This is a genomic window from Halopseudomonas bauzanensis, from assembly GCF_900114735.1.
GTDB lineage: Bacteria > Pseudomonadota > Gammaproteobacteria > Pseudomonadales > Pseudomonadaceae > Halopseudomonas > Halopseudomonas bauzanensis.
The window spans coordinates 225,967-246,831 of record NZ_FOUA01000003.1; the positions used below are offsets into that span (position 1 = coordinate 225,967).

Annotated in this window: 16 protein-coding genes; 8 read left to right on the top strand and 8 right to left on the bottom strand. The window is 62.5% G+C overall.

All coding sequences use genetic code 11. The features are described 5' to 3' along the window. Positions 1 to 27: 27 nt before the first annotated feature. Positions 28 to 1,008 carry a lipase secretion chaperone gene (locus tag BM267_RS09420; protein ID WP_074779522.1) on the top strand — a complete coding sequence of 327 codons (981 nt, stop codon included), beginning with the start codon at positions 28 to 30 and terminating at the stop codon, positions 1,006 to 1,008. A 3-nt stretch (positions 1,009 to 1,011) separates the two neighbouring features. Here BM267_RS09420 and BM267_RS09425 read toward each other — a convergent pair whose 3' ends face one another. The 3 genes from BM267_RS09425 to BM267_RS09435 are packed head-to-tail and all read right to left on the bottom strand — an operon-like array spanning position 1,012 to position 3,865. Then, positions 1,012 to 1,356: a YdbL family probable chaperone protein gene (locus BM267_RS09425; RefSeq protein WP_074779524.1), complete on the bottom strand. Its 345-nt coding sequence runs from the start codon at positions 1,354 to 1,356 to the stop codon at positions 1,012 to 1,014. A 14-nt stretch (positions 1,357 to 1,370) separates the two neighbouring features. Further along, positions 1,371 to 1,559 (bottom strand): YnbE family lipoprotein, encoded by a 189-nt coding sequence (locus BM267_RS09430; protein ID WP_036988981.1) that lies wholly within the window; start codon positions 1,557 to 1,559, stop codon positions 1,371 to 1,373. Between the two features lie 14 nt (positions 1,560 to 1,573). Next, positions 1,574 to 3,865 carry an intermembrane phospholipid transport YdbH family protein gene (locus BM267_RS09435; protein ID WP_074779526.1) on the bottom strand — a complete coding sequence of 764 codons (2,292 nt, stop codon included), beginning with the start codon at positions 3,863 to 3,865 and terminating at the stop codon, positions 1,574 to 1,576. A gap of 73 nt (positions 3,866 to 3,938) precedes the next feature. On the opposite strand from BM267_RS09435, the gene BM267_RS09440 reads away from it, so the two are divergent. After that, positions 3,939 to 5,399 carry a phospholipase D-like domain-containing protein gene (locus BM267_RS09440; protein ID WP_083392480.1) on the top strand — a complete coding sequence of 487 codons (1,461 nt, stop codon included), beginning with the start codon at positions 3,939 to 3,941 and terminating at the stop codon, positions 5,397 to 5,399. 15 nt (positions 5,400 to 5,414) lie between these two features. On the opposite strand, the gene BM267_RS09445 is transcribed toward BM267_RS09440, so the two are convergent. The 3 genes from BM267_RS09445 to gabD are packed head-to-tail and all read right to left on the bottom strand — an operon-like array spanning position 5,415 to position 9,451. After that, positions 5,415 to 6,653 carry an NAD(P)/FAD-dependent oxidoreductase gene (locus BM267_RS09445; RefSeq protein ID WP_074779528.1) on the bottom strand — a complete coding sequence of 413 codons (1,239 nt, stop codon included), beginning with the start codon at positions 6,651 to 6,653 and terminating at the stop codon, positions 5,415 to 5,417. Between the two features lie 36 nt (positions 6,654 to 6,689). Beyond that, positions 6,690 to 7,961, bottom strand: coding sequence for a 4-aminobutyrate--2-oxoglutarate transaminase (gene gabT, locus BM267_RS09450; RefSeq protein WP_074779529.1), 1,272 nt, complete (start codon positions 7,959 to 7,961; stop codon positions 6,690 to 6,692). Positions 7,962 to 7,990: 29 nt separating this feature from the next. Beyond that, positions 7,991 to 9,451, bottom strand: a complete 1,461-nt coding sequence (gabD, locus tag BM267_RS09455; RefSeq protein WP_074779531.1) for an NADP-dependent succinate-semialdehyde dehydrogenase — start codon at positions 9,449 to 9,451, stop codon at positions 7,991 to 7,993. Between the two features lie 207 nt (positions 9,452 to 9,658). Between gabD and BM267_RS09460 the strand changes: the two genes are divergently transcribed. Further along, positions 9,659 to 11,620, top strand: coding sequence for a phospholipase effector Tle1 domain-containing protein (locus BM267_RS09460; RefSeq protein WP_074779533.1), 1,962 nt, complete (start codon positions 9,659 to 9,661; stop codon positions 11,618 to 11,620). Further along, positions 11,617 to 12,291, top strand: a complete 675-nt coding sequence (locus tag BM267_RS09465; RefSeq protein WP_074779535.1) for a DUF2931 family protein — start codon at positions 11,617 to 11,619, stop codon at positions 12,289 to 12,291. The genes BM267_RS09460 and BM267_RS09465 overlap by 4 nt, the downstream gene beginning before the upstream one ends. A 29-nt stretch (positions 12,292 to 12,320) precedes the next feature. Here the strand turns inward: BM267_RS09465 and BM267_RS09470 are convergent, their stop codons facing one another. Further along, on the bottom strand, positions 12,321 to 12,782 hold the full coding sequence (locus BM267_RS09470; protein WP_083392482.1) for a MarR family winged helix-turn-helix transcriptional regulator: 462 nt from the start codon (positions 12,780 to 12,782) through the stop codon (positions 12,321 to 12,323). A 206-nt stretch (positions 12,783 to 12,988) separates the two neighbouring features. Between BM267_RS09470 and BM267_RS09475 the strand changes: the two genes are divergently transcribed. The 4 genes from BM267_RS09475 (at position 12,989) to BM267_RS09490 (ending at position 19,855) form a co-directional block, all read left to right on the top strand. Then, the gene (locus tag BM267_RS09475) at positions 12,989 to 14,761 is read left to right on the top strand and encodes an N-acetylglutaminylglutamine amidotransferase (protein WP_074779537.1); all 1,773 of its coding nucleotides are present in this window, start codon (positions 12,989 to 12,991) and stop codon (positions 14,759 to 14,761) included. Positions 14,762 to 14,763: 2 nt separating this feature from the next. Then, a complete protein-coding gene (gene ngg, locus BM267_RS09480) occupies positions 14,764 to 16,521 on the top strand; it encodes an N-acetylglutaminylglutamine synthetase (RefSeq protein ID WP_235818262.1) in 1,758 nt (585 codons plus the stop codon). Positions 16,522 to 16,531: 10 nt separating this feature from the next. Continuing rightward, on the top strand, positions 16,532 to 17,719 hold the full coding sequence (locus tag BM267_RS09485) for an osmoprotectant NAGGN system M42 family peptidase (protein ID WP_036988969.1): 1,188 nt from the start codon (positions 16,532 to 16,534) through the stop codon (positions 17,717 to 17,719). A gap of 228 nt (positions 17,720 to 17,947) precedes the next feature. Continuing rightward, the gene (locus BM267_RS09490) at positions 17,948 to 19,855 is read left to right on the top strand and encodes a beta-ketoacyl synthase (RefSeq protein ID WP_074779541.1); all 1,908 of its coding nucleotides are present in this window, start codon (positions 17,948 to 17,950) and stop codon (positions 19,853 to 19,855) included. Between the two features lie 308 nt (positions 19,856 to 20,163). Here BM267_RS09490 and BM267_RS09495 read toward each other — a convergent pair whose 3' ends face one another. Next, positions 20,164 to 20,826 carry a glutathione S-transferase family protein gene (locus BM267_RS09495; protein WP_074779543.1) on the bottom strand — a complete coding sequence of 221 codons (663 nt, stop codon included), beginning with the start codon at positions 20,824 to 20,826 and terminating at the stop codon, positions 20,164 to 20,166. Positions 20,827 to 20,865: the final 39 nt, after the last annotated feature.

Genomic DNA, 20,865 nt, shown 5'->3' on the forward strand with positions numbered 1-20,865 from the left:
ATCACCTTGCCCGACGGTAGCCATCGTATGAAAGCAGTTATCTATCTGCCATTGCTGGGCAGCATCCTGCTGCTCGGCTGGTATTTCACCGCGGACCGGCAGCCCGCCCCGCGCTCGACCGCGCCCATGGTCAGCGCCGCACCCACCACGCCAAGCCCAACGCCAGAGGCGCAGCAGTTGCCCGCCGCTGTCGACACCATCGCCGCCCCATTACCAGCCAGCGTTCGCGGCACCGAGGTGGATGGCCGGTTGGAGGTGGATGCCCGGGGCAATCTGCTGATCAGCAGCCAGATTCGCCATCTGTTCGATTATTTCCTGAGCCTGATTGGTGAGGAGTCCCCCGCCGTCACGCACCAGCGCATCCGCGACTATCTCGCGCAACAGTTGCAGCAACCGGCACTAGGCCAGGCACTGGAACTACTGGATAGTTACCTCGCCTATCAACAGCAACTTGTCGACCTGGAAAGCCGTTTCCCGGTCACCGACAGCCTGGCGGATCTGTTCGCCCGGGAACAGGCAGTGCAACGCCTGCGCGCTACGCTGTTCAGCCGCGAGGCACATGAGGCGTTCTTTGCCGGTGAGGAGATCTACAACAACTTCACCCTGGAGCGGCTGGCCATCCGCCGCGACAGCGCACTGGATGAGCAGGAAAAGGCCCAGGCTATCGAAGCATTGCGCGAAAGCCTGCCGGAGGAAATGCAGCAACTGCTGGTACCGCAGATTCATCAGGAACTACGCCAACAGACGCTGGCACTGCGCGCAGCCGGGGCCGACGAGAGGCAGGTTCGTGAGCTGCGCATGGAACTGCTCGGGCCAGAAGCCACCGGCCGGCTGGAGGCGCTCGACCAGCAGCGCAGCCAGTGGCGTCAGCGGATAGCCGCCTTTAATGCCGAGCGGGAGACGATTCTGGCGCAGCCAGGGTTGGCAGAAGCCGACCGCCAGGCCGCGGTGAACGCCCTATTGCAGGAACAGTTCACCGAGACCGAACGATTGCGGGTGATGAACTGAGCGTTATTTCTTCATCCACACATCGTTGACCATGATGTACTGCCCGGTGGGAGTGCGCTCCAGCGCCTTCTTGCCGGCCATGGACTCCACATCTCGTAGCTGGATGTTGTTTTCCCGGGCGAGGCGCTGGTATTCATCGCGCCGGGCCTGGTTGATCTGCTGAGCGATTTCGGCAGCGTTGCCACCGGCTGCCACCACGCCCAGATAACCATCGGGCTGTTCACCCAGCTGACCGGCCGCCTTGGCCGCCGGCAGGGCCGACATCGCCTGGTTCAGCGACAGTGCCAGCGCAGGTGCACTCAGTAACAGGGCCAGCAACAGTCCGCCCAATCGGATACTCATACGCATGTCATTCTCCTTGTTCAGAACAGCCCGCTGGATTCACTGAACAGCTCGTCCAGCTCCCTGTCGACCTTGATGTAGATCTCGTGCTGGATCTTCACATTCAGGTTGATGTTGATCGGTTCGCTGGGCGCGGCCAGCTGCACCTTGGGCGTACAAGCGGTCAGGATGCCGACCATCACCGCCGTTATCGTCAGACGCCAATACATATTTACTTCTCCTGTCATGGACTGCGTCGCTGCAAATAGAACTGCTCAACCCGCTTGCGAATGACCTCGTTCACCTTCCCGGTCAACTGCAGACTGGTCAGCAGGGCCGGAATGTCTTCTTCCAGGCGAATGTTCAGGTGAACCGGCCGCCCCTGCTGAAATGCCGGGTTGCTCCCTTCCAGCCGCAGACCGAGTACCAGCACGCCCTGCTCATCATAGGACAGATCACTGGCCAGTACCTGATACTGAAAGTTATCCAGCGCCACGGCCAGCTGTTCCAGGTTGGGGTTACTGGCTGCCAGCTCGCGTAATTGTTCCGCCTGGTAACGCAGCACACCGGGTTCGCGGGCCTGCAGCCGCCCATCGGCAATCAGCAGATTGCCGTCCACCAGACTGATGGGGAAACGCCCGTCCAGCGTGCCCTGCCCACTCAAGCCTTCCGCGGGATAGACCTCGAAAAGGCGGGCCAGTTCGACGCCTTCCACCATTGCTACCAAGGTCTGCCGTGCCTGCCCCAGATCCAGGGTGGCCGGCTCCAGTATTATCTTTCCATCCAGCACACCGAGGCTGGCGCTGCGCAGGTCAAGCGCACCTGTGGTCGGTTCATTGAGCGTGGCGCGATAACGGCCGCTGGCCTGCAGTGGTCCCAGCGGCAGGCCAGGGTCCAGACTGGTGATGCGCAATGCGTCGGTGTCCAGCTGCAGCTGCTCGTTCTGTAGCATTATCTCCAGCGGCAATGACAACCCGGTGAAGCTGGCGCGATCGTAGATACCCTGACCGCCACTCAACGACAGTTGGCCGGTGAGACGATCCAGCCCGTCTCGGCCGGTCGCCTGCAGCTGACCGGTGATGCGCCCACTGGAGAAACTGAGCAGCGCCGGCCAGTCAGTGAAGGTGCCCATCAGCGGATCGGCGGCGCGTAGAAATATCTCCTGCAGGGTCGCCTGCAGCTGCCAGGGCTGACCGCTGGGCCAGTTCATTCGCAGGTCGGCATTCAGCCCACTGAGCGCGGCAAGGCTGCCATCCAACGTCAGTCCGGTCGGTGATTGCTGGAGTCTGCCGTTCAGGTTCCAGCCCTGGGGTTTGAGCGCGGCATGCGCCAGCCGGGTGGCACCGATCCGCAGCGGCGTATCCAGTTGCAGCTGATCAGGCGTTGCCAGCGGAACACTCAGACTGGCCCCGCCAACCTCCGCGCGCAAGCCCGTCAGTTGCAGACCAACGTCCGCCAGCGACAGGCTCTGCGCCGTTACCAAGGCCTCTTTGCCAAGCTGCAGATTTAACTGCTGCTCGCTTATGTGCCCGAGAAACGGCCAGTCGAGTCGCACCGTCCGCGCCTGCAGGCCGGCCATCGCCAGCTTTGACGCATCCAGTTGCAAGAGCCCGTCCCGCAGCCGAGCCTGCCACTGCGGCTGGCTGCTCAGCTCCAGTTGGGTATCCAACTGCCCGCTAATGCCCCCCTCAAGCGCCATGTGCATGGCCAGCGGAATCGTATCCCGCCAGCTCGCCAGACTGCCCGGCTGCGGCGTGACCTGCAGAGCCATGGCGTCTGGCCGCAGCTCCGCCGGCAGGCTGGCCAGCGCCTGCAGCTCCGGTCGCGCCAATCGCGCGTCCAGCTGCCCCGCATGCAACAGCCATTGATCACCACGGTTTTCCAGATCGATATGCAGATGGCCACTGAGCTGCCCCAGCCCGGCCAGCGGCAGCGGTTGCGGCAGTTCCAGCTCGGCCTGCAACAGATAGGCGCCGGCATCCTCGCGCAGTTGCAGCTGGCCCTGCACATACTGCTCATCAGCCTGGAGCGCCAGCTGGGCGGCAATTACCAAGGGCTGCTGCTCGGCGCTTACCTGCAGCTCGCCCTGCAAGCGGCACCATTCGTCCTCACAGGGCAGTTGCACCAGCAGGCTGCGCACCGCCAGCTCCCGCGGCAGCCAGGACAGCGGCCCGGCCAGTTGCTCCAGGTCTGGAAACTGCCACTGCGTCTCGGTCTCGCGTTGCGGCAGTTGCTGCGCCGACTGCCAGACCAGCTGCAGCTCATCGATCAGCAACTGCTCAATCCGCGGGCCATCGCGCCAAGTCGGCTGCAGGCGAATGCCATCCAGACGGAATCCCAGGCGACCCTGCTCCGTTACCTGTACCCCGCTGGCCTCGCCCAACCACAGCGCGCCATCAGTCCAGCGTAACTGCTGCCAGTGCAACTGTTCGAGCCCGGCGGCCGTGAGGGTGCGCTGCAGCCACTGGCCGGTCAGCACGGCGGCGAGCAGCAACACCAGTAATACTGCCCCGGCACTGACCACGGCTTTGCGCATTCACCCCTCCACAAGACAAGCACCCGGCATCAAGGTTAGCATGCGGGATCAACCCGATCATGAAGGCAGGTATATGGATATTCTCCGCCGGGTCAATCGCCGCAAACGGCGGCCCAGACCGTTGCGCCGACTGGCTCTGCTGTTCTTGCTGTTGTGGATCGGCATGGGCCTGTTCGAGGCCAACCGACCCATGCCGGAAGGATTGGCGGTCAGCCAGCCCTGGCGACCCGCCACCGACGTGCAACTGTTGCTGGATCAGACCTGGCAGACTGGTGATGGCGAGCGGATCAGCCAACAGCAGATCTTTGACGAGGCACTGGCGATGATCAACGGCGCCCGGCGGATGGTGGTCGTGGATATGTTCCTGTTCAATGAGTTTGCCGACGAGAACAGCTTCCGTCCCCTGTCTGCCGAACTGACCCAGGCGCTGATCGCTGCCCGGCAGCGGCGGACCGCACCTGAGGTCATACTGATCACCGATCCCTTCAATACCTTGTATGGCGGAGTGAACAACCGCCAACTGCAAGCCCTGCAGCAGGCCGGCGTGCGGGTGGTGCTGACCCCGCTGGAGCAGTTGCCCGCCTCCAACCCCCTGTGGTCCGGCCTGTGGAATCTGTGTTGCCGCTTCGTCGGCAACAGTACCGAGGGCGGCTGGCTGCCCAACCCGGTGGGCGATGGCAAGGTTACCCTGCGCAGCTATCTGCACCTGGCCAACTTCCGCGCCAATCACCGCAAGACCCTGGTAGTCGATGCCGGCGACAGCTGGTCGGCGCTGGTCACTTCGGCCAACCCGCATGATGCCAGCAGTCGTCATTCCAACCAGGCGCTGCGTTTCAGCGGCCCGGCGGCGCTGGATCTGCTGCAGACCGAACAGGCCGTGGCCGCGCTGGCGCGTGTCGATACCCGCCACTGGCCGCAGCCACCAACCGCGACATCCATAACGGAGGAAACCAGGCTGCGCGTCCTCACCGAAGGTGCGGTACGTGATGCATTACTGCAGATAATCGACAGCGCCGCGCCCGGCGACCAACTCGATATGGAAGTCTTCTATCTTTCGCACCGGTCACTGATCGAGGCACTGATCGCCGCCCGCCAGCGGGGCGTGATCGTCCGCGCCCTGCTCGACCCCAACCGCGATGCCTTCGGCCGCGAGAAGAACGGCATCCCCAACCGCCAGGTCGGCTGGGACCTGCACCGCGCTGGCATCCCGGTGCGCTGGTGCAACACCAGCGGCGAGCAATGCCACCGCAAATGGCTGCGTCTGGATCGGGCCGATGGCAGCAGCGAGCTGATCAGCGGCTCGGCCAATTTCACCCGACGCAATCTGGATAGCCTGAACCTGGAAACCGATGTGCAATTGGTTGCCGGGCATGATGACCCGACCATGATGCGGGCGAGGAACGTCTTCGAGGCGCTGTGGAATAACGCGGATGGGATCGAATACAGCCTGCCCTACGAGGCTTTCGCCGATCACAATGTCGGCCGCTATGGGCTGTATCGGTTGATGGAGGCGGCGGGGTTGTCGACGTTCTGAGAGGCAAAGCCCGCCTCAGGCAGGCTTCAACGCTGCTCGCAACGAAGTGGACGCATCGGCCAGTGCTTCGACATCCACAGTCGCGCCAGCCTGCACCAACGCTTTGGCCTGGACAAAGTCCCGCGCCAGATTGACGCTATCCACTGCCAGCACCCGCCCCTGACGTAGATAGACCAGCGAAAAGCTGCGATTGGCCGGGTCGCCCCGCATTACCGTCTGGTCATGTCCCGCTGACAACCCGACCGTTTGCAGTTTCAGATCGTACTGATCCGACCAGAACCAGGGCAGCGCGGTATAGGGCTGCGGCTTGCCTGTCAGGCTATCGGCCACGACCCGCGCCTGGTCATTGGCATTCTGCACCGACTCCAAGCGGATCGGACCGTCCAGCGCCGAATGGCAGTTGCGGTGGGCGGCGCAATCACCGATGGCGAAAATATTCGCAGCACTGCTGCGACAATACTCATCCACCAGCACACCTCCAGCGGCCTGCGTCAGCCCGGCCTCGGCCAGGGGGGCCACTGACGGCTCGATACCAATACCGACGACCACCATCTCGGCGGGCAATAGAGTGCCATCCGCCAAAGCCACACCAATCACCCTGCCAGCCTCACCGATAATGCGGTCGACACGGGTACTGAGCCGTACATCGACACCTCGGGCGCGATGCTCGGCTTCATAAAAGCGAGACAGGGATTCGCCTGCGACACGCGCCAGTACCCGGTTCTGCACCTCCAGCAGGGTCACGCTCCGGCCGAGTTGCTGCAGCACCGCCGCCGTCTCCAAACCGATATAACCGCCACCGATGACTACCACCTGCCGGGTGTGATCAAGCTCGGCCCGCAGCCGATCAACGTCCTGCCGGGTCCGCACATAATGAATGCCGGCCAGCTCGTGGCCGGGACAGGTGAGAGGCCGCGGCGAGCCGCCAGCGGCCCAGATCAGATTGCCATAGCCGAAGCACTCACCCGAGCCGGCATACAGGCGCCGTGCCTGGACATCAACTCTGTCGATACGAGTGCCGCGCAGTAGCTCGATATCATGGTTGCGCCAGAAATCCTCCGCTCGCAACAGCAGGCGTTCGAATGGCTTCTCCCCCGCAAGATAGTCCTTGGACAGGGGCGGTCGTTCGTAGGGGAGTTCCGGTTCATCCCCCAGTATCCCCAGCGTTCCCGCGAACCCCCGTTGGCGCAACAGGCTGGCGGCTTGAGCGCCCGCATGTCCCGCGCCGATGATGGCCACATCGAATACTTGCATCACGTCCCCATAGCGTTTGCAGGTTGCTTTCACTCTTCAGAGTTCAGCCAGACACCCGGCCATAATAGCCATCCCCTCTTCCACTTCCGCATCCGTCGCGGTAAGCGGCACCAGGATACGAATCACGTTGGCGTACTGGCCGCAGGACAGCAGCAACAGCTGCTTCTCCCGCGCGCGCATTACCAGCCGGCTGGCCAGCTCCGGATCAGGTGCGCCGTCCGGCTTCATCAATTCAAAGGCCACCATGGCGCCGAGACCACGTACTTCGGCGATGCGCTTGTCGCTCTCGGCCAGTTGGCGTAACCGACTGGTCAACATGTCGCCCAGGGTACGGGCACGCGCCAGCAGGTTTTCTTCCTCGAACACATCCAGCACGGCCAGCGCCGCGGCGCAGGATACCGGGTTGCCGGCATAGGTACCGCCCAACCCGCCCGGAGCAATGGCATCCATCAGCTCGGTGCGACCGCAGACCCCCGCCAATGGGAAGCCGCCGGCCACCGATTTGGCGAAGGTGGTCAGGTCCGCAGTCACGCCCATCTGCTCCATGGCGAAAAAGCTCCCGGTACGGCCAGCGCCGGTCTGCACTTCATCGGCAATCAGGAGGATGCCATGCAGGTCGCACAGTGCCCGCAGGCGCTGCATGAACTGCGGCGAAGCCACGCGGAAGCCACCCTCGCCCTGCACCGGCTCGACCACCAGTGCCGCAATGTCCCGGGGTTCGGCATCGTTCTTGAAGATCTGCTCGATGCTGTCGATCGCATCGTCCTCGCTGACGCCGTGCAGCGCGTCGGGGAAGCGGGCGCGAAACACGCCGCCCGGCATCAGCCCCATGCCCGAGGCATAGGGCATGACCTTGCCGGTCATCGCCAGGGTCATCATGGTGCGGCCATGATAGCCGCCGGCAAAGGCAATCACCCCGGCGCGACCGGTGGCGGCGCGGGCGATCTTCACCGCATTTTCCAGCGCCTCGGAGCCGGTAGTGACCAGCAGGGTTTTCTTGGCGAAATCACCGGGCACCAACGCATTGATGCGTTCACACAGCTCGACATAGGGTTCATAGGCCACTACCTGGAAACAGGTGTGGGTATACAGCTCCAGCTGGCGCTTGACCGCATCGATCACCTTGGGGTGGCGATGACCGGTATTGAGCACAGCGATACCACCGGCAAAATCGATGTACTGGCGGCCCTCCACATCGACGATGGTGGCGTTTTCCGCATGTTCGATAAACACCGGGTGAATCTGTCCGACGCCCCGGGGCACCGCCTGCTCGCGCCGCTGCATGAGGGACTCATTGTTCTCTGCCATGTCGCTGTCCTCCATTCTCTGCCGGCGGGTCAGATGCCGCCCAGGCACACATATTTGATTTCCAGATATTCATCCATGCCGTACTTCGAGCCTTCGCGGCCCAGCCCGGAAGCCTTCATGCCGCCGAAAGGCGCCACTTCGGTGGAGATGAGCCCGGTATTCACCCCGACCATACCGTACTCCAGCGCCTCGGCCACGCGGAATACCCGGCTCAGGTCGCGAGCATAGAAATAAGCGGCCAGGCCGTATTCGGTATCGTTGGCCTGGTGAATCACGTCGGCTTCATCAGTAAAACGGAACAGCGGCGCCACCGGACCGAAGGTTTCCTCTCGGGCGATCAGCATGCTGCTGTTCACCTCGGTGAGAATGGTCGGCTCGAAAAACAGGCCGCCCAGGGCATGGGGGTGGCCACCGGCGAGCAGGGACGCACCGCCCGCCACCGCGTCCGCAACGTGGCGCTGCACCTTCTGCACCGCCTCGGCATTGATCAGCGGGCCGGTGGTGACACCCTCGCGCATGCCATCGCCCACCTCCAGCCGGCGCACCGCCACGGCGAGCTTCTCGGCGAAGGCGTCGTATACCCCGTCCTGCACATAGAGGCGGTTGGCGCAGACGCAGGTCTGACCGGCGTTGCGGTATTTGGAAATCATCGCGCCTTCCACTGCCGCATCCAGATCGGCATCGTCGAAGACGATAAAGGGCGCATTGCCCCCCAGCTCCAGGGACAACTTCTTCAGGCTCGGCGCACACTGCTGCATCAACTGGATGCCGACGGCGGTGGAACCGGTGAACGACAGTTTGCGCACCACCGGGCTGGCGCACAACTCAGCCCCCACGTCCCGGGAATTGTCCACCCCAGCGGTGACCACACTGAGCAAGCCGGCCGGCAAGCCCGCCTGCTCGGCCAGGGCGACCAGCGCCAATGCGGAGAAGGGCGTCTGCGGCGCGGGCTTGAGCACCATGGCGCAGCCCGCCGCCAGCGCCGGCCCGGCCTTGCGGGTGATCATCGCCGAGGGGAAGTTCCACGGCGTGATCGCTGCCGTCACACCGACCGGCTCCTTCTGCACCAGAATGCGCTTGTCGTTCTGATGAGCGGGAATCAGGTCGCCGTAAACCCGCTTGGCTTCCTCGGCGAACCATTCGATAAAGGAGGCGGCATAGGCAATCTCGCCCCGGGCCTCGGCTAGCGGCTTGCCCTGCTCGGCGGTCATGATCCGCGCCAGATCTTCCTGATGCTGCATGATCAACTCAAACCAGCGACGCAGAACGCCCGCGCGCTCCTTGGCTGTGCGCCGACGCCAGGCCGGCTGCGCCGCCTGCGCTGCAGCAATGGCCCGGCGGGTTTCCTCGACACCCATATCCGGTACGCTGCCCAACCGCTCGGCCGTGGCAGGATTGAAAATCTCGGTACGCTGGCCGCGCTCGGCCTCGCACCAGGTGCCATTGATGAAAGCCTGCTGGCGGAACAGTTCGGGGGCGTGCAATTCCATGGAGAGTCCTCATGTCCAGAAATGGCATCATGCTTTGCCATATCGGCGTTTGATATTTCAAACATGCTATGTCGCCGAGGAAATTCAGACAAGGCGCATTGTGACCCACCTCCCAACCACACGATAAACCTTTTGACCCTCCTGATGGTTCATCGGGATCATTGCAGCTCCCGGGGCATAACCGGTTTCCAAGGCACAGGGACAGTGATGATCAAGATAGGCATAGGCTCAAGGACGTCCACCGGCGGGGCGGTTATTGAAGGTAATCCCGGCATCATGTTCGATGGTCTGGTAGCGAGCTCGGTGGGACACATGGCCAGTTGCCCGAAATGCAAGAAGGGTGTCGGCCCCATTGTTGCGGTTGGCCCACGAACGATTATGCTGCCCGCCGGCCCTGCCGCCCGTGCCGGGGATTATGTAGCCTGCGGTTGCCCGGCCGGATCAAATACGCTGCTGGCAGAGGGTACGGTGTTTATCGGCAGCGGTAGCGCCGCGGGCTCTGCATCTCGCAGCGGATCTGGCAGCTCGGGCAACACGGCATCGGCTCAGACCCTTGCCAAAGCAAGTGGCGCCAGTCTATTAGCTCCTGGCACCGGCGCGCCAACGCCTGGGCAATTCCGACAAAATGCGGTTGGCGATAATCCGCCTCATTCCTTTGAAGAGGAAGAAGAGGAGGAAGAACGCGAGCTGCCGATGAAGCAACGCATCACCCTGCGCCTGGGCATGTTCTTCGACGGCACCGGCAACAATCTGGGCAACGCCGCCCTTACCGCCGAGTGCCGTCGCCAGGATCTGCATGAATTCGATGAACAGACCCTGAGTAATATCCGTCAGCTGTGCGAAACCCATGATTACCGGGACACCAATGGCGATGGGCTTTATGATCAGTTGCCCGGCAGCAGTTATGGCAATGAATTGAGTAACGTGGCGCTGTTGTATGACCTGTATGAAGATCAGGCCGATGCCCTCGTGGAAGAAAATACCAAGGCAGCAAGCCTTAAAGTCTATATCGACGGAATAGGTACAACTGGCGGCAGCGAAGATTCCACCACGGGGTTGGCAATGGGACAGGGCCGAACGGGGGTGGTCGCTCGTGTCAGCGAAAGCCCTACGCTGATAATGGCAAAGCTGCGCCGATTACTGAACGGGAATCCGCAACTGCTTATCGAAAGAGTCGAGTTCGATATCTTCGGTTTCAGTCGTGGGGCTGCCGCTGCACGGCATTTTGCCAACGAAGCACTCAAGCCCTCAGGTGGTGTAATGGCCAGCCAATTGAATCATGAACTGCCAGCAATGGCTGCCGACTTTGACTGGTCAACCCACGTGAGTATCAACTTTATCGGTCTGTTCGACACCGTCGCCGCGGTTGCCGCCCCTTTGAGCGGCAATCTCAGTGTCGGAGACAGCCACAACCCCGGCGTCAATCTGCACCTGCCGCCCGGCTGCGCCAGAAAGGTGGTTCACCTGACCGCGGCCGATGAGCACCGGCATAACTTCAGCCTCAACCGGGTGCATACCAGTCATGAAGAATTGGCGTTGCCTGGAGTACATTCCAATCTCGGTGGCGGCTATCCGGCCGTGCTACGTGAGCGCCTACTGATCGGACGGCCGCGCCTCTGCCGCGCTGCGTATTATTCGATGGAAAGCGTCGATCGGGCCAAAGTGGAACAATCACGGGAATGGCGGGCCAGAGAGGCGGAGGAGCGCGAACTACGCGCCAGAGGTTTGCCCGGAGAGGGCAAGTTCATTCATGAAAATATTGCCCTGCCGCCCTCGACGGGTAGCCAAAATGGGCACCGGCAAGCCAGGGATGTCCTCTTGGCTCTGGGGCTAGATCGGATGGTGCGGGGCGAGCTGTCGCGGGTTGCGTTGCGGGTGATGCATGCCAAGGCAATCCAGCATAATGCCCCGCTTGGCGCAATCGACGAATTGGATCGGCGAATGAACATACCCGCCGACTTGCAACCTATCGCCCATAAAGTCATCAGTTCTGCCATGACCGGTCAGAGTGCAGAACTGAGTCAAGCGGAGAAACGCTTTCTGCACAGTCGCTACATCCACAGTTCGGCCAACTGGACATCGACATATGGCTTTATGGTGAACAAACCACGCAGCGGGAATCAGCGTGCGGTTTATAGCGATCAGCCACAGAGAGGCTATCCAGTATGAGACGTTTTCTGCTGGCTTGCAGTCTGTTGATACTCATGGCCGGTTGCACCAGCCAATCTGTCCAGGATCCGCTGCATCCGCCGCCACCGGACCTGCCCTACCGCACCTGGGAAATCGGCCTGCTGGCACCCAACTATATGGAGGTCTGGGTCGAGAGCGTCGATGTGCTGGATCAGCGCGGAGTGGGCTATTACCGGGTACATGGCGGTCTCGCGTCCATCCAGAGCCCACCCAACAATCGGGGCAACCCGAGCGGTTGGCCAGCCAGACCAGGAGCCGGCGCTACCCGCCCCATGACCGGTATCGACCTACCCGAAATTGTGTTTGTACGTTGGCAATCATTGGCCGAGCCACAGACCTACCGGGTGCGGATCGATATACCAGAGGCTATACGAAAGGAAATGGTCACCACCTATCCCACCTTCTGCCATTTTGATGGTCAGTATATTCAGGACTACAGAGCCATTATTACTGTTGGACTAGCGCCGGGTGGCATTGCCAAAGCATGGTTGAGTGGGGACTGCCTAGAGCCTCTGGAAATCGGCCGCTTCACCGGCTCCATTCATCCTGAAGGGCCTTACGACGGAACGTCAGGCGGCCAGCATAGACCGCTCTCTCCCGCCGCCAAAAGCTATGTCGACACTCACGAGATCCCCTTCGACAGCTGGTAGGCTAATGCTCGCTTCTATCCGCCAGCCCGCTACACCAACGGCTCGTCATCCATCAACACATGGGAGGACTGCTGTCCTTCCTCGAATAATCCGGCCACCCGCTGCAGGCTGGCCAGCAACATCAGCTGCTCCCAGTCGGCAAGCTTGCCGAAACGCTCGAGAAAAGCGCTGGGCAGCAATGCCGGTTCGGCCTGGATGGCCGCCTCGCCTTTGGCTGTCAGGGTCAGGTGCACCTTGCGCTTGTCGCTCTGGCTGCGTACGCGTTTGAGCAGCTCGCGGTTTTCCAGGCGGTCGATGATGGTGCTGAGCGTCGCCTGGGACACGCTGACCTGTTTGGCCAGGGCGCCGAGCGTGCCTTCACCCATCGCCTGAATGCTGTGCAGGATCAGCAGCTGGATAGGCGTCAGGCCGCTATGGCGGCCCAGCCGCTTGGCGTGAATCTCGGTGGCGCGCTGCAGCCGCCGCAGGGCCAGATACAAGTCGTGCATCATGTGGTTTCGCTCCCGGCAAACAAACGGCCTCGGTGGGCGGGCATTCTGCCACAGACCCCGCTCCCTTTGGCCAAAAAACCTTTAAACCAAACCGCGCCCGCGGTTTCCAAGGATTGAGCAATGGAAAATCGGCAGATTAATTCCACTTCAAACTATCTTCATTGTAGGTCGCCATGACGACCTCACCCCAAACCAAGGAGTAGTAGATGTGTGGATTGGCGGGAGAATTTCGTTTTGATGGCCAGTTGGCGGACCTGACTGCCCTGGCCCGAATGACCGGACAAATGGTCAGCCGTGGCCCGGACGCCGCCGGTATCTGGTCCACCGGCCCGGTCGCCCTGGGCCATCGCCGACTGAAGATCATGGACCTGGCCGAAGCCTCCGGTCAGCCCATGACCGATCCGCAACTGGGTCTGAGTCTGGTCTTCAACGGTGCCATCTACAACTATCCAGCCCTGCGCGGCGAGCTGGAGATCATGGGTTACCGGTTCTTTTCCGATGGTGATACCGAGGTAGTACTCAAGGCCTATCACGCCTGGGGCGAAAAGATGCTCGAGCGCTTCAACGGCATGTTCGCCCTGGCCATCTGGGAGCGCGATACCCAGCGCCTGTTTCTGGCCCGTGATCGCCTGGGCATCAAGCCGTTGTATCTGTCCGAGACCAGCCAGCGCCTGCGCTTCGCCTCCAGCCTGCCGGCGCTGGTGCGCGGCGGTGATCTGGATACCTCAATCAACCCGGTGGCGCTGAATCACTATCTGTCCTTCCATTCGGTGGTGCCAGCACCGCTGACCGTCCTCAACGGCGTGCAGAAACTGCCGCCCGGCCACTGGCTGCGGATCGATGCCCAGGGCCAGCGCGAACAACAGTGCTGGTGGACGCTGGAATACGGTGCGCGCGCCGATGAGCGGGAATTGCCCTTCGAAGCCTGGCAGGACCGCGTGCTTGACAGTCTGTGTGCGGCAGTCAAACGGCGCAATCTCGCGGCGGTGGACGTGGGTGTGCTGCTCTCTGGCGGGGTGGATTCCAGTCTGCTGGTGGGCCTGCTGCACGAGGCGGGCGCCCGTGACCTGCAGACCTTCTCCATCGGCTTCGCCGACGTCAACGGCGAAGCGGGCAACGAGTTCCGCTACTCCGACCTGATCGCCGAGCATTACGCCACCGACCATCATCAGCTGATGATTCCCGAGCAGGAGATCCTCAGCGGCCTGCCCGATGCACTGACGGCCATGAGTGAACCCATGGTCAGCCACGACTGCATCGCCTTCTACCTGCTGTCCCGTGAGGTTTCCAAGCACTGCCGGGTGGTGCAGAGCGGTCAGGGCGCCGACGAAATCTTCGCTGGCTATCACTGGTATCCCCAGGTCGATCAGGCCGCCGATCCGGTCGCCGCCTACCAGCAGGCGTTCATGGACCGGGACTTCAACGAGTACCGCGACACTGTCCAGCCTGCCTGGGTCCAGCAGGACCATGCCGGCGATTTCATCCGCGATCACTTCGCCCGTCCCGGCGCCGCGCAGGGCCTGGACAAGGCACTGCGCTTGGACAGCACCGTGATGCTGGTGGAAGATCCGGTCAAACGGGTCGACAACATGACCATGGCCTGGGGCCTGGAAGCACGGGTGCCCTTTCTCGACCATGAGCTGGTGGAGTTGGCCGCACGCATCCCGGGGCGCTTCAAGCTGCCCGGCGATGGCAAATACGTACTCAAGGAAGCAGCGCGCAAGATCATTCCCGCCGCGGTGATCGACCGGCCCAAGGGCTACTTCCCGGTGCCGGGACTGAAATACCTGCAGGGCAGCACCCTGGACTGGGTCCGCGACAGCCTCACCAACCGCCGCGCCCGGGAACGCGGGCTGTTCAATGAAGCCTACATCGATACATTGCTGCGCAATCCCATGGATCACATCACCCCCCTGCGCGGCTCCAAGCTGTGGCAGTTGGCGGTGCTGGACCTGTGGCTCGACGCCCAAGGGGTGTGACCATGAGTCGACCGATGCCACCCGAACAACAACGCCTCAAGCGCGGCCAGACGCCCACCTGGGAGCGGCTGCAGGCCGGTCATGCCCAGCAGGGCCAACCCCCTGCCGAAGAGTTGCGCGACGTCACCCTCGATTGTGGCTGGGGTCGCTTGCTGATCGGGCATACCTTCAAGGACCCACAGCGGCTAGCCGACACGCTGCTGCAGGAAACGCCCGGCGAGCGCGATATCGCACTCTATGTCGCCGATCCGCATGTGGTGCTGTCCTTCGCCCCGCAGCAACTGTTCCTCGACCCGTCCGACACCCTGCGCCTGTGGCTGAGCAATTACCGCCCGGCGCACAACGGCATGCGCGGCTTTCACATCCGCCGCCCGCAATGCGATGCGGATTGGCAGGCAATCAATACCCTGTATCTGTCCAATGGCATGGTCCAGGTCAATCCGCAGCGCCTGACGCCACGAAAATCCGGTGGCCCGGATTTCTGGCTTGCCGAGGATGCCGACAGCGGCGAGATCATCGGCACGGTAATGGGCCTGAACCATGCCCGCGCCTATGACGATCCCGACAAGGGTTCCAGCCTCTGGTGCCTGGCAGCGGACAGCAAGACCCAGCGCTTCGGCGTCGGTGAAATGCTGGTGCGGCACCTCGTGGAGTATTTCATGAGCCGGGGCAGCGCCTATCTGGACCTGTCGGTGCTACATGACAATACCCAGGCCAAGGCGCTGTATCACAAGCTCGGCTTCCGCCAGCTGCGCACCTTCACCATCAAACGCAAGAACAGCATCAATCAGCCGCTGTTTCTCGGCCCGGAGCAGGATGAAGGACTCAATCCCTACGCCCGCATCATCACCCGGGCAGCCCGACGTAGAGGCATCGAGGTCACCGTCAATGATGCCGAAGCCGGTTTGTTCACCCTGACCCAAGGCGGGCGTAGCATCCGCTGCCGCGAGTCGCTCAGCGATCTGACCAGCGCTGTCAGCATGACCCTGTGTCAACAGAAGCAGCTGACTCATCACTGTTTGCAGCGCCACGGGCTGAACACACCCGCCTACCGTCTTGCCGCCGCCCCGGAGGCAAACGCCGCCTTCCTCGCCGAGCATGGCGCGCTGGTGGTCAAGCCCGACAACGGCGAACAGGGTAATGGCGTGGCGGTCAATATCCGTGACCCGCAGACCCTGGAGCAGGCCATCGAAGCGGCCCGCCGTTTCGACAGCCGCGTGCTACTGGAGAGCTTCCACGAAGGCGACGACCTGCGCATAGTGGTGATCAACTTCCAGGTGGTCGCCGCCGCCATCCGCAAGCCGGCGCAGATCTGCGGCGACGGCCGCAAGACCATTCGCGAACTGATCGAGAAGCAGAGCCGCCGCCGGCAGGCCAGCACCGATGGCGAAAGCCGCATCCCGCTGGACGACGAGACCTGCCGCACCGTGGCAGCGGCCGGCTTCACCCTGGACAGCGTCTTGCCCGCCGACCAGCATCTGCAGGTACGCCGCACCGCCAACCTGCACACCGGCGGCACCCTGGTGGATGTCACCGATGAACTGCACCCCACCTTGCGCGAGTGCGCCATCACCGCCGCCCGCGCGCTGGACATTCCCATGGTCGGCATGGACCTGCTGGTCCCCGCCGTCGACCAACCCGATTACGTCATCATCGAGGCCAATGAGCGCCCGGGGCTGGCCAACCACGAGCCCCGCCCTACAGCAGAGTGCTTCATCGACATGCTGTTTCCGCTCAGTCAGCCCGGTTCGTCAACCTGATGGAGGACTCATGCAACCCAGCCCCGGACCCGACATGCAATATCTGCGGCAGGTGCTACTGGAAATGCTCGCCATTCCCTGCCCGACCGGTTTCACCGACGGCATCGTGCGCTATGTCGCCGAACATCTCGACGCCATGGGCGTGCCCTATGAATTGACCCGGCGCGGCACTATCCGCGCCACGCTCAAGGGCCGCCAGCGCACACCCGACCGCGCCATTGCCAGCCACCTGGATACCGTGGGCGCCATGGTCAGCGAAATCAAGGACAACGGCCGCCTGAAACTCACGCCCATCGGCTGCTGGTCAAGCCGCTTCGCCGAGGGCAGCCGGGTCAGCCTGTTCGCCGAGCATGGCTGTTTCCGGGGCAGCGTACTACCACTGATGGCTTCCGGGCACGCCTTCAATACCGAAGTCGACACCCTGCCGGTGAACTGGGACACCATCGAGCTGCGCCTGGACATTCGCACCACCAGCCGCGCCGAAACCGAAGCCGAGGGTATCGCCATCGGTGATTTCGTGGCCTTCGACCCGTTACAGGAGTTCACCGACAACGGCTTCATCAGCGCACGCCATCTGGACAACAAGGCCGGCGCCGCTGCCCTGCTCACGGCCATCAAGTATATTGTCGACAGTGGCCAGGCCCTGCCCCTGGACTGTCACCCCCTGTTCACCATCACCGAGGAAACCGGCTCCGGCGCGGCAGGCGCACTGCCCTGGGATGTCAGCGAATTTGTGGGCGTGGATATCGCGCCGGTGGCTCCCGGGCAGGCGTCCACCGAGCATGCCGTGACTCTATGCATGCAGGATTCCAGCGGGCCCTACGATTATCATCTGAGCCGGCATCTGCTGAACCTGTGCGCGCGGGACGAGATTCCGGTGCAGCGCGATATTTTCCGTTACTACCACAGCGACGCCGAATCGGCGGTCCGCGCCGGCAACGACACCCGGGTGGCATTGATCGCCTTCGGCACGGACGCGACCCATGGCTACGAACGCACCCACCGCGACAGCCTGGAAGCCCTGACGCGCCTGCTGATTGCCTACGTCTTCAGCCCGCCGGTGTTCGAGCATGATGACCGCGACAGCGCGCCGCTGGAGAACTTCCACCTGCAGACCGATGCCGACATGCCATTGACCGGCGAAACCCCGCTGCCGCCCCTGGAACAGATATTTGCCTGTGACAGGGAGAAGGAATAGGTTGCGGCCATCCCCCGCATCCTGACAGCGATTCGGCCACCGCTGTTTGAGAAACACCCTAGTCTAAACGTGACCATCGGGTTACATTCCTCGTCTGCCTATGCAATCAAACCCAATTCGATGCCTGCTGGTCTTTGGACGATACTCTCGAGTATCCGTCAGGATGTCAGCCCGCTCCGGTCGCTACGTACCGGAGCCACGCAGCGAAACAGCGAGGAGTCTTGCTTGATGTCGCGTTTACCGGTCATTGTCGGCTTCGGTGGTTACAACGCCGCCGGCCGCAGCTCGTTTCACCATGGCTTTCGGCGCACCGTGATCGAATCACTGCCCGCCGCCGAGCGTCAGGAAACCCTGGCGGGGTTGGCCGTGCTGATGGGGCTGGTACGCGCAGAGAATGATCGTTACCTGGATGACGCGGGGCAGATTCTCACGCCAGCGGACATCGAGCAGCGCTTCGGGCAACAGATTCTCGATGGCACTCTGGTACGCCGCATCGAGAAGCGTCACCTGGACGTGGACGCGGCCCATTGGCACAAGGCGCTGCCGGTCGGCCTGGAAGCGGATCAACCCCTCTCCTTCATTACCCTGGCCAAGCAATTGCCGGAGCCCTTGCCGGCCGGCTGGACCGCGGAGGTGCTGGATAACGGCGAAGCCCGTGTCACCATCGCCGGCAATTGTGAGCTCAAGGTCGACAGCTATCGGCCCCTGGCGGTCAAATCCGCCGGTCAGCTGCCCACCGGGTTTGAGCCGGGCGAACAGTACAATTCACGCTTCCACCCCCGCGGCCTGCAGATGGCCATCGTTGCGGCGGCAGATGCCCTGCACTCCACCGGCCTGGCCTGGCAGCACATTCTCGAGCATGTCGAGCCCGACCAAGTCGCTGTGTTTGCCAGCAGCATCATGAGCCAGCTGGACGAGTTCAGCTTCGGCGGCATGATGCAGTCGCGCCTGAAAGGCCACCGGGTCAGCGCCAAGCAACTGGCCCTGGGGCTGAACAGCATGCCGGCGGATTTCATCAACGCCTATGTACTGGGCAGCGTCGGCACCACCGGCGCCATTACCGGCGCCTGCGCCAGCTTCCTGTACAACCTGCAGAAAGGCATCGAGATGATCGGCAGCGGCCGCGCCCGGGTGGTGCTGGTCGGCAGCAGCGAAGCGCCCATCACCCAGGAATGCATCGAGGGCTACGGCGCCATGAGCGCCCTGGCCACCGAAGAAGGCCTGCGCAATATCGAAGGTCGGGATGAGGTGGACTTCCGCCGGGCCAGCCGTCCGTTCAGCCAGAACTGCGGCTTCACCCTGGCCGAGTCGGGGCAGTTCTTCATGCTCATGGACGATGAACTGGCGCTGGAGCTGGGTGCCGATATCCATGGGGCGGTGCCGGATGTGTTTGTCGGCGCCGATGGGTTCAAGAAGTCCATTTCCGCTCCCGGCCCGGGCAACTATCTGACCATGGCCAAGTCCGTCCACAGCGCCATGCAGATTCTCGGCCCGGAGCGGGTCCGCCAGCGCAGCTTCGTACATGCCCACGGCTCCAGCACCCCGGCCAATCGGGTCACCGAGTCACAGCTGATCGATGAGGTGGCAGCCGCCTTCGGTATCGAAGAACTGCCCGTGGCCGCGGTCAAGGCCTTTGTTGGTCATTCCCTGGCCAGCGCCAGCGCCGACCAGCTGGCTTCGGCCCTGGGCACTTTCAAGTATCAGATCATTCCCGGCATCAAGACCATCGACAGTATTGCCGCGGATGTCCACCAGCAGCACCTGCGCTTCAGCACCACCGATGTATCACGCGCGGATAATCCGCTGGAAGTGTGCTTCATCAATTCCAAGGGTTTTGGCGGCAACAACTCCAGTGCAGTGGTGCTGGGCCCCCAGCCGGTCGAGCGCATGCTGCGCAAGCGTTACGGCGCCGAGCGCTTTGCCGATTATGAAACCCGCCGCGAGGAAGTGCGCAAGGTTGCCGCCGCCTATGAGCAGCGGGCATTGCTGGGTCAGCTGGATGTGATCTACAACTTCGGCAAGGACATGATCGACGAGAGCGATATTCAGATCAGCACCGAGCAGATGCGCATTCCCGGTTTCAGCCAGCCGCTGGTGTTCAAGCAGGACGCGCGGTTTTCCGACATGCTCGATTGAGCAGACTCATTGTAGGATCGGTCTTGGCCGCGAACAGGGTCAGCAGCAGTCCCTTCGCAGCCAAGGCCGCTTCCACACAGGCCGGCCAATACCCGAAATAATCGGGCTCAGGTGCATAACACGGAGGGCTGCGCGACAGCCTCCGCCATAGGCGGGGCGGAGACTCCTGTCAGCCTAGCACCGCGGCCACCGCCAGCAAGATACGAGCTGGCGCCCGAATCTCCCAGGAGTTCACTCCAGTCATGGCCCGCCCTGGGATTGTCGAGCACCAGCTCGACAGCTCTCCCGGATACGCGCGCAATCAGAGCTTACTTGCGCTGACCGGCCATAGCGGCAATAAAGGCGGCCATTTCGGCGTTCTTGTCCGCAGCGATGCTCTGAACATGGGGGTTCTGGTTGAGCAGCTCCAGCAAGGCCTGGGCCTCTGGCCAGTCACCCAACAGGTCGATGCCGAACAGTTTCTTGCCAACGATCTGCGCCAGGTCGATGCTGTAGAGGAACAGGATATCGGCGATGGTCATTTCGCTACCCGCCACATAGGGCGCGAAACTGCCATGGCGACGCAGGGTGGCGACGCCGGCCTGCAGATCGGCCTTGGCCTTGTCTTTCACGCTCTGTTCCACCTTGCCACCGAAGAATACCTCCGGGTAGCAGCTGCGCGCCGGCAGCTCGATATACAGTTCGACTTCCTTGGCCAGCGCCCTGACGGTCGCCCGAGCGAAGGGATCGCTTGGTAGCAGCGCCTTGCCGCCCTGGGTCTCTTCGATATATTCCAGGATGACGTTGGTTTCGCTGATGAAACCCTGCTCGGTTTCCAGAAAAGGCACCTTGCCGCGCGGGCTCTTGGCCAGAAACTCGGCATCCTGACTGCTGTGGACGGTGTTGATTTCGAAATCTGCGCCTTTTTCCAGCAGCGCCAGTTTGGCCATATTGAAGTAATTGCTGACTGCAAATCCGTGAAGTCTGAGCATCGTCGTTCTATCCGTCTTGTTTTTGAAAGATGCCAGTGT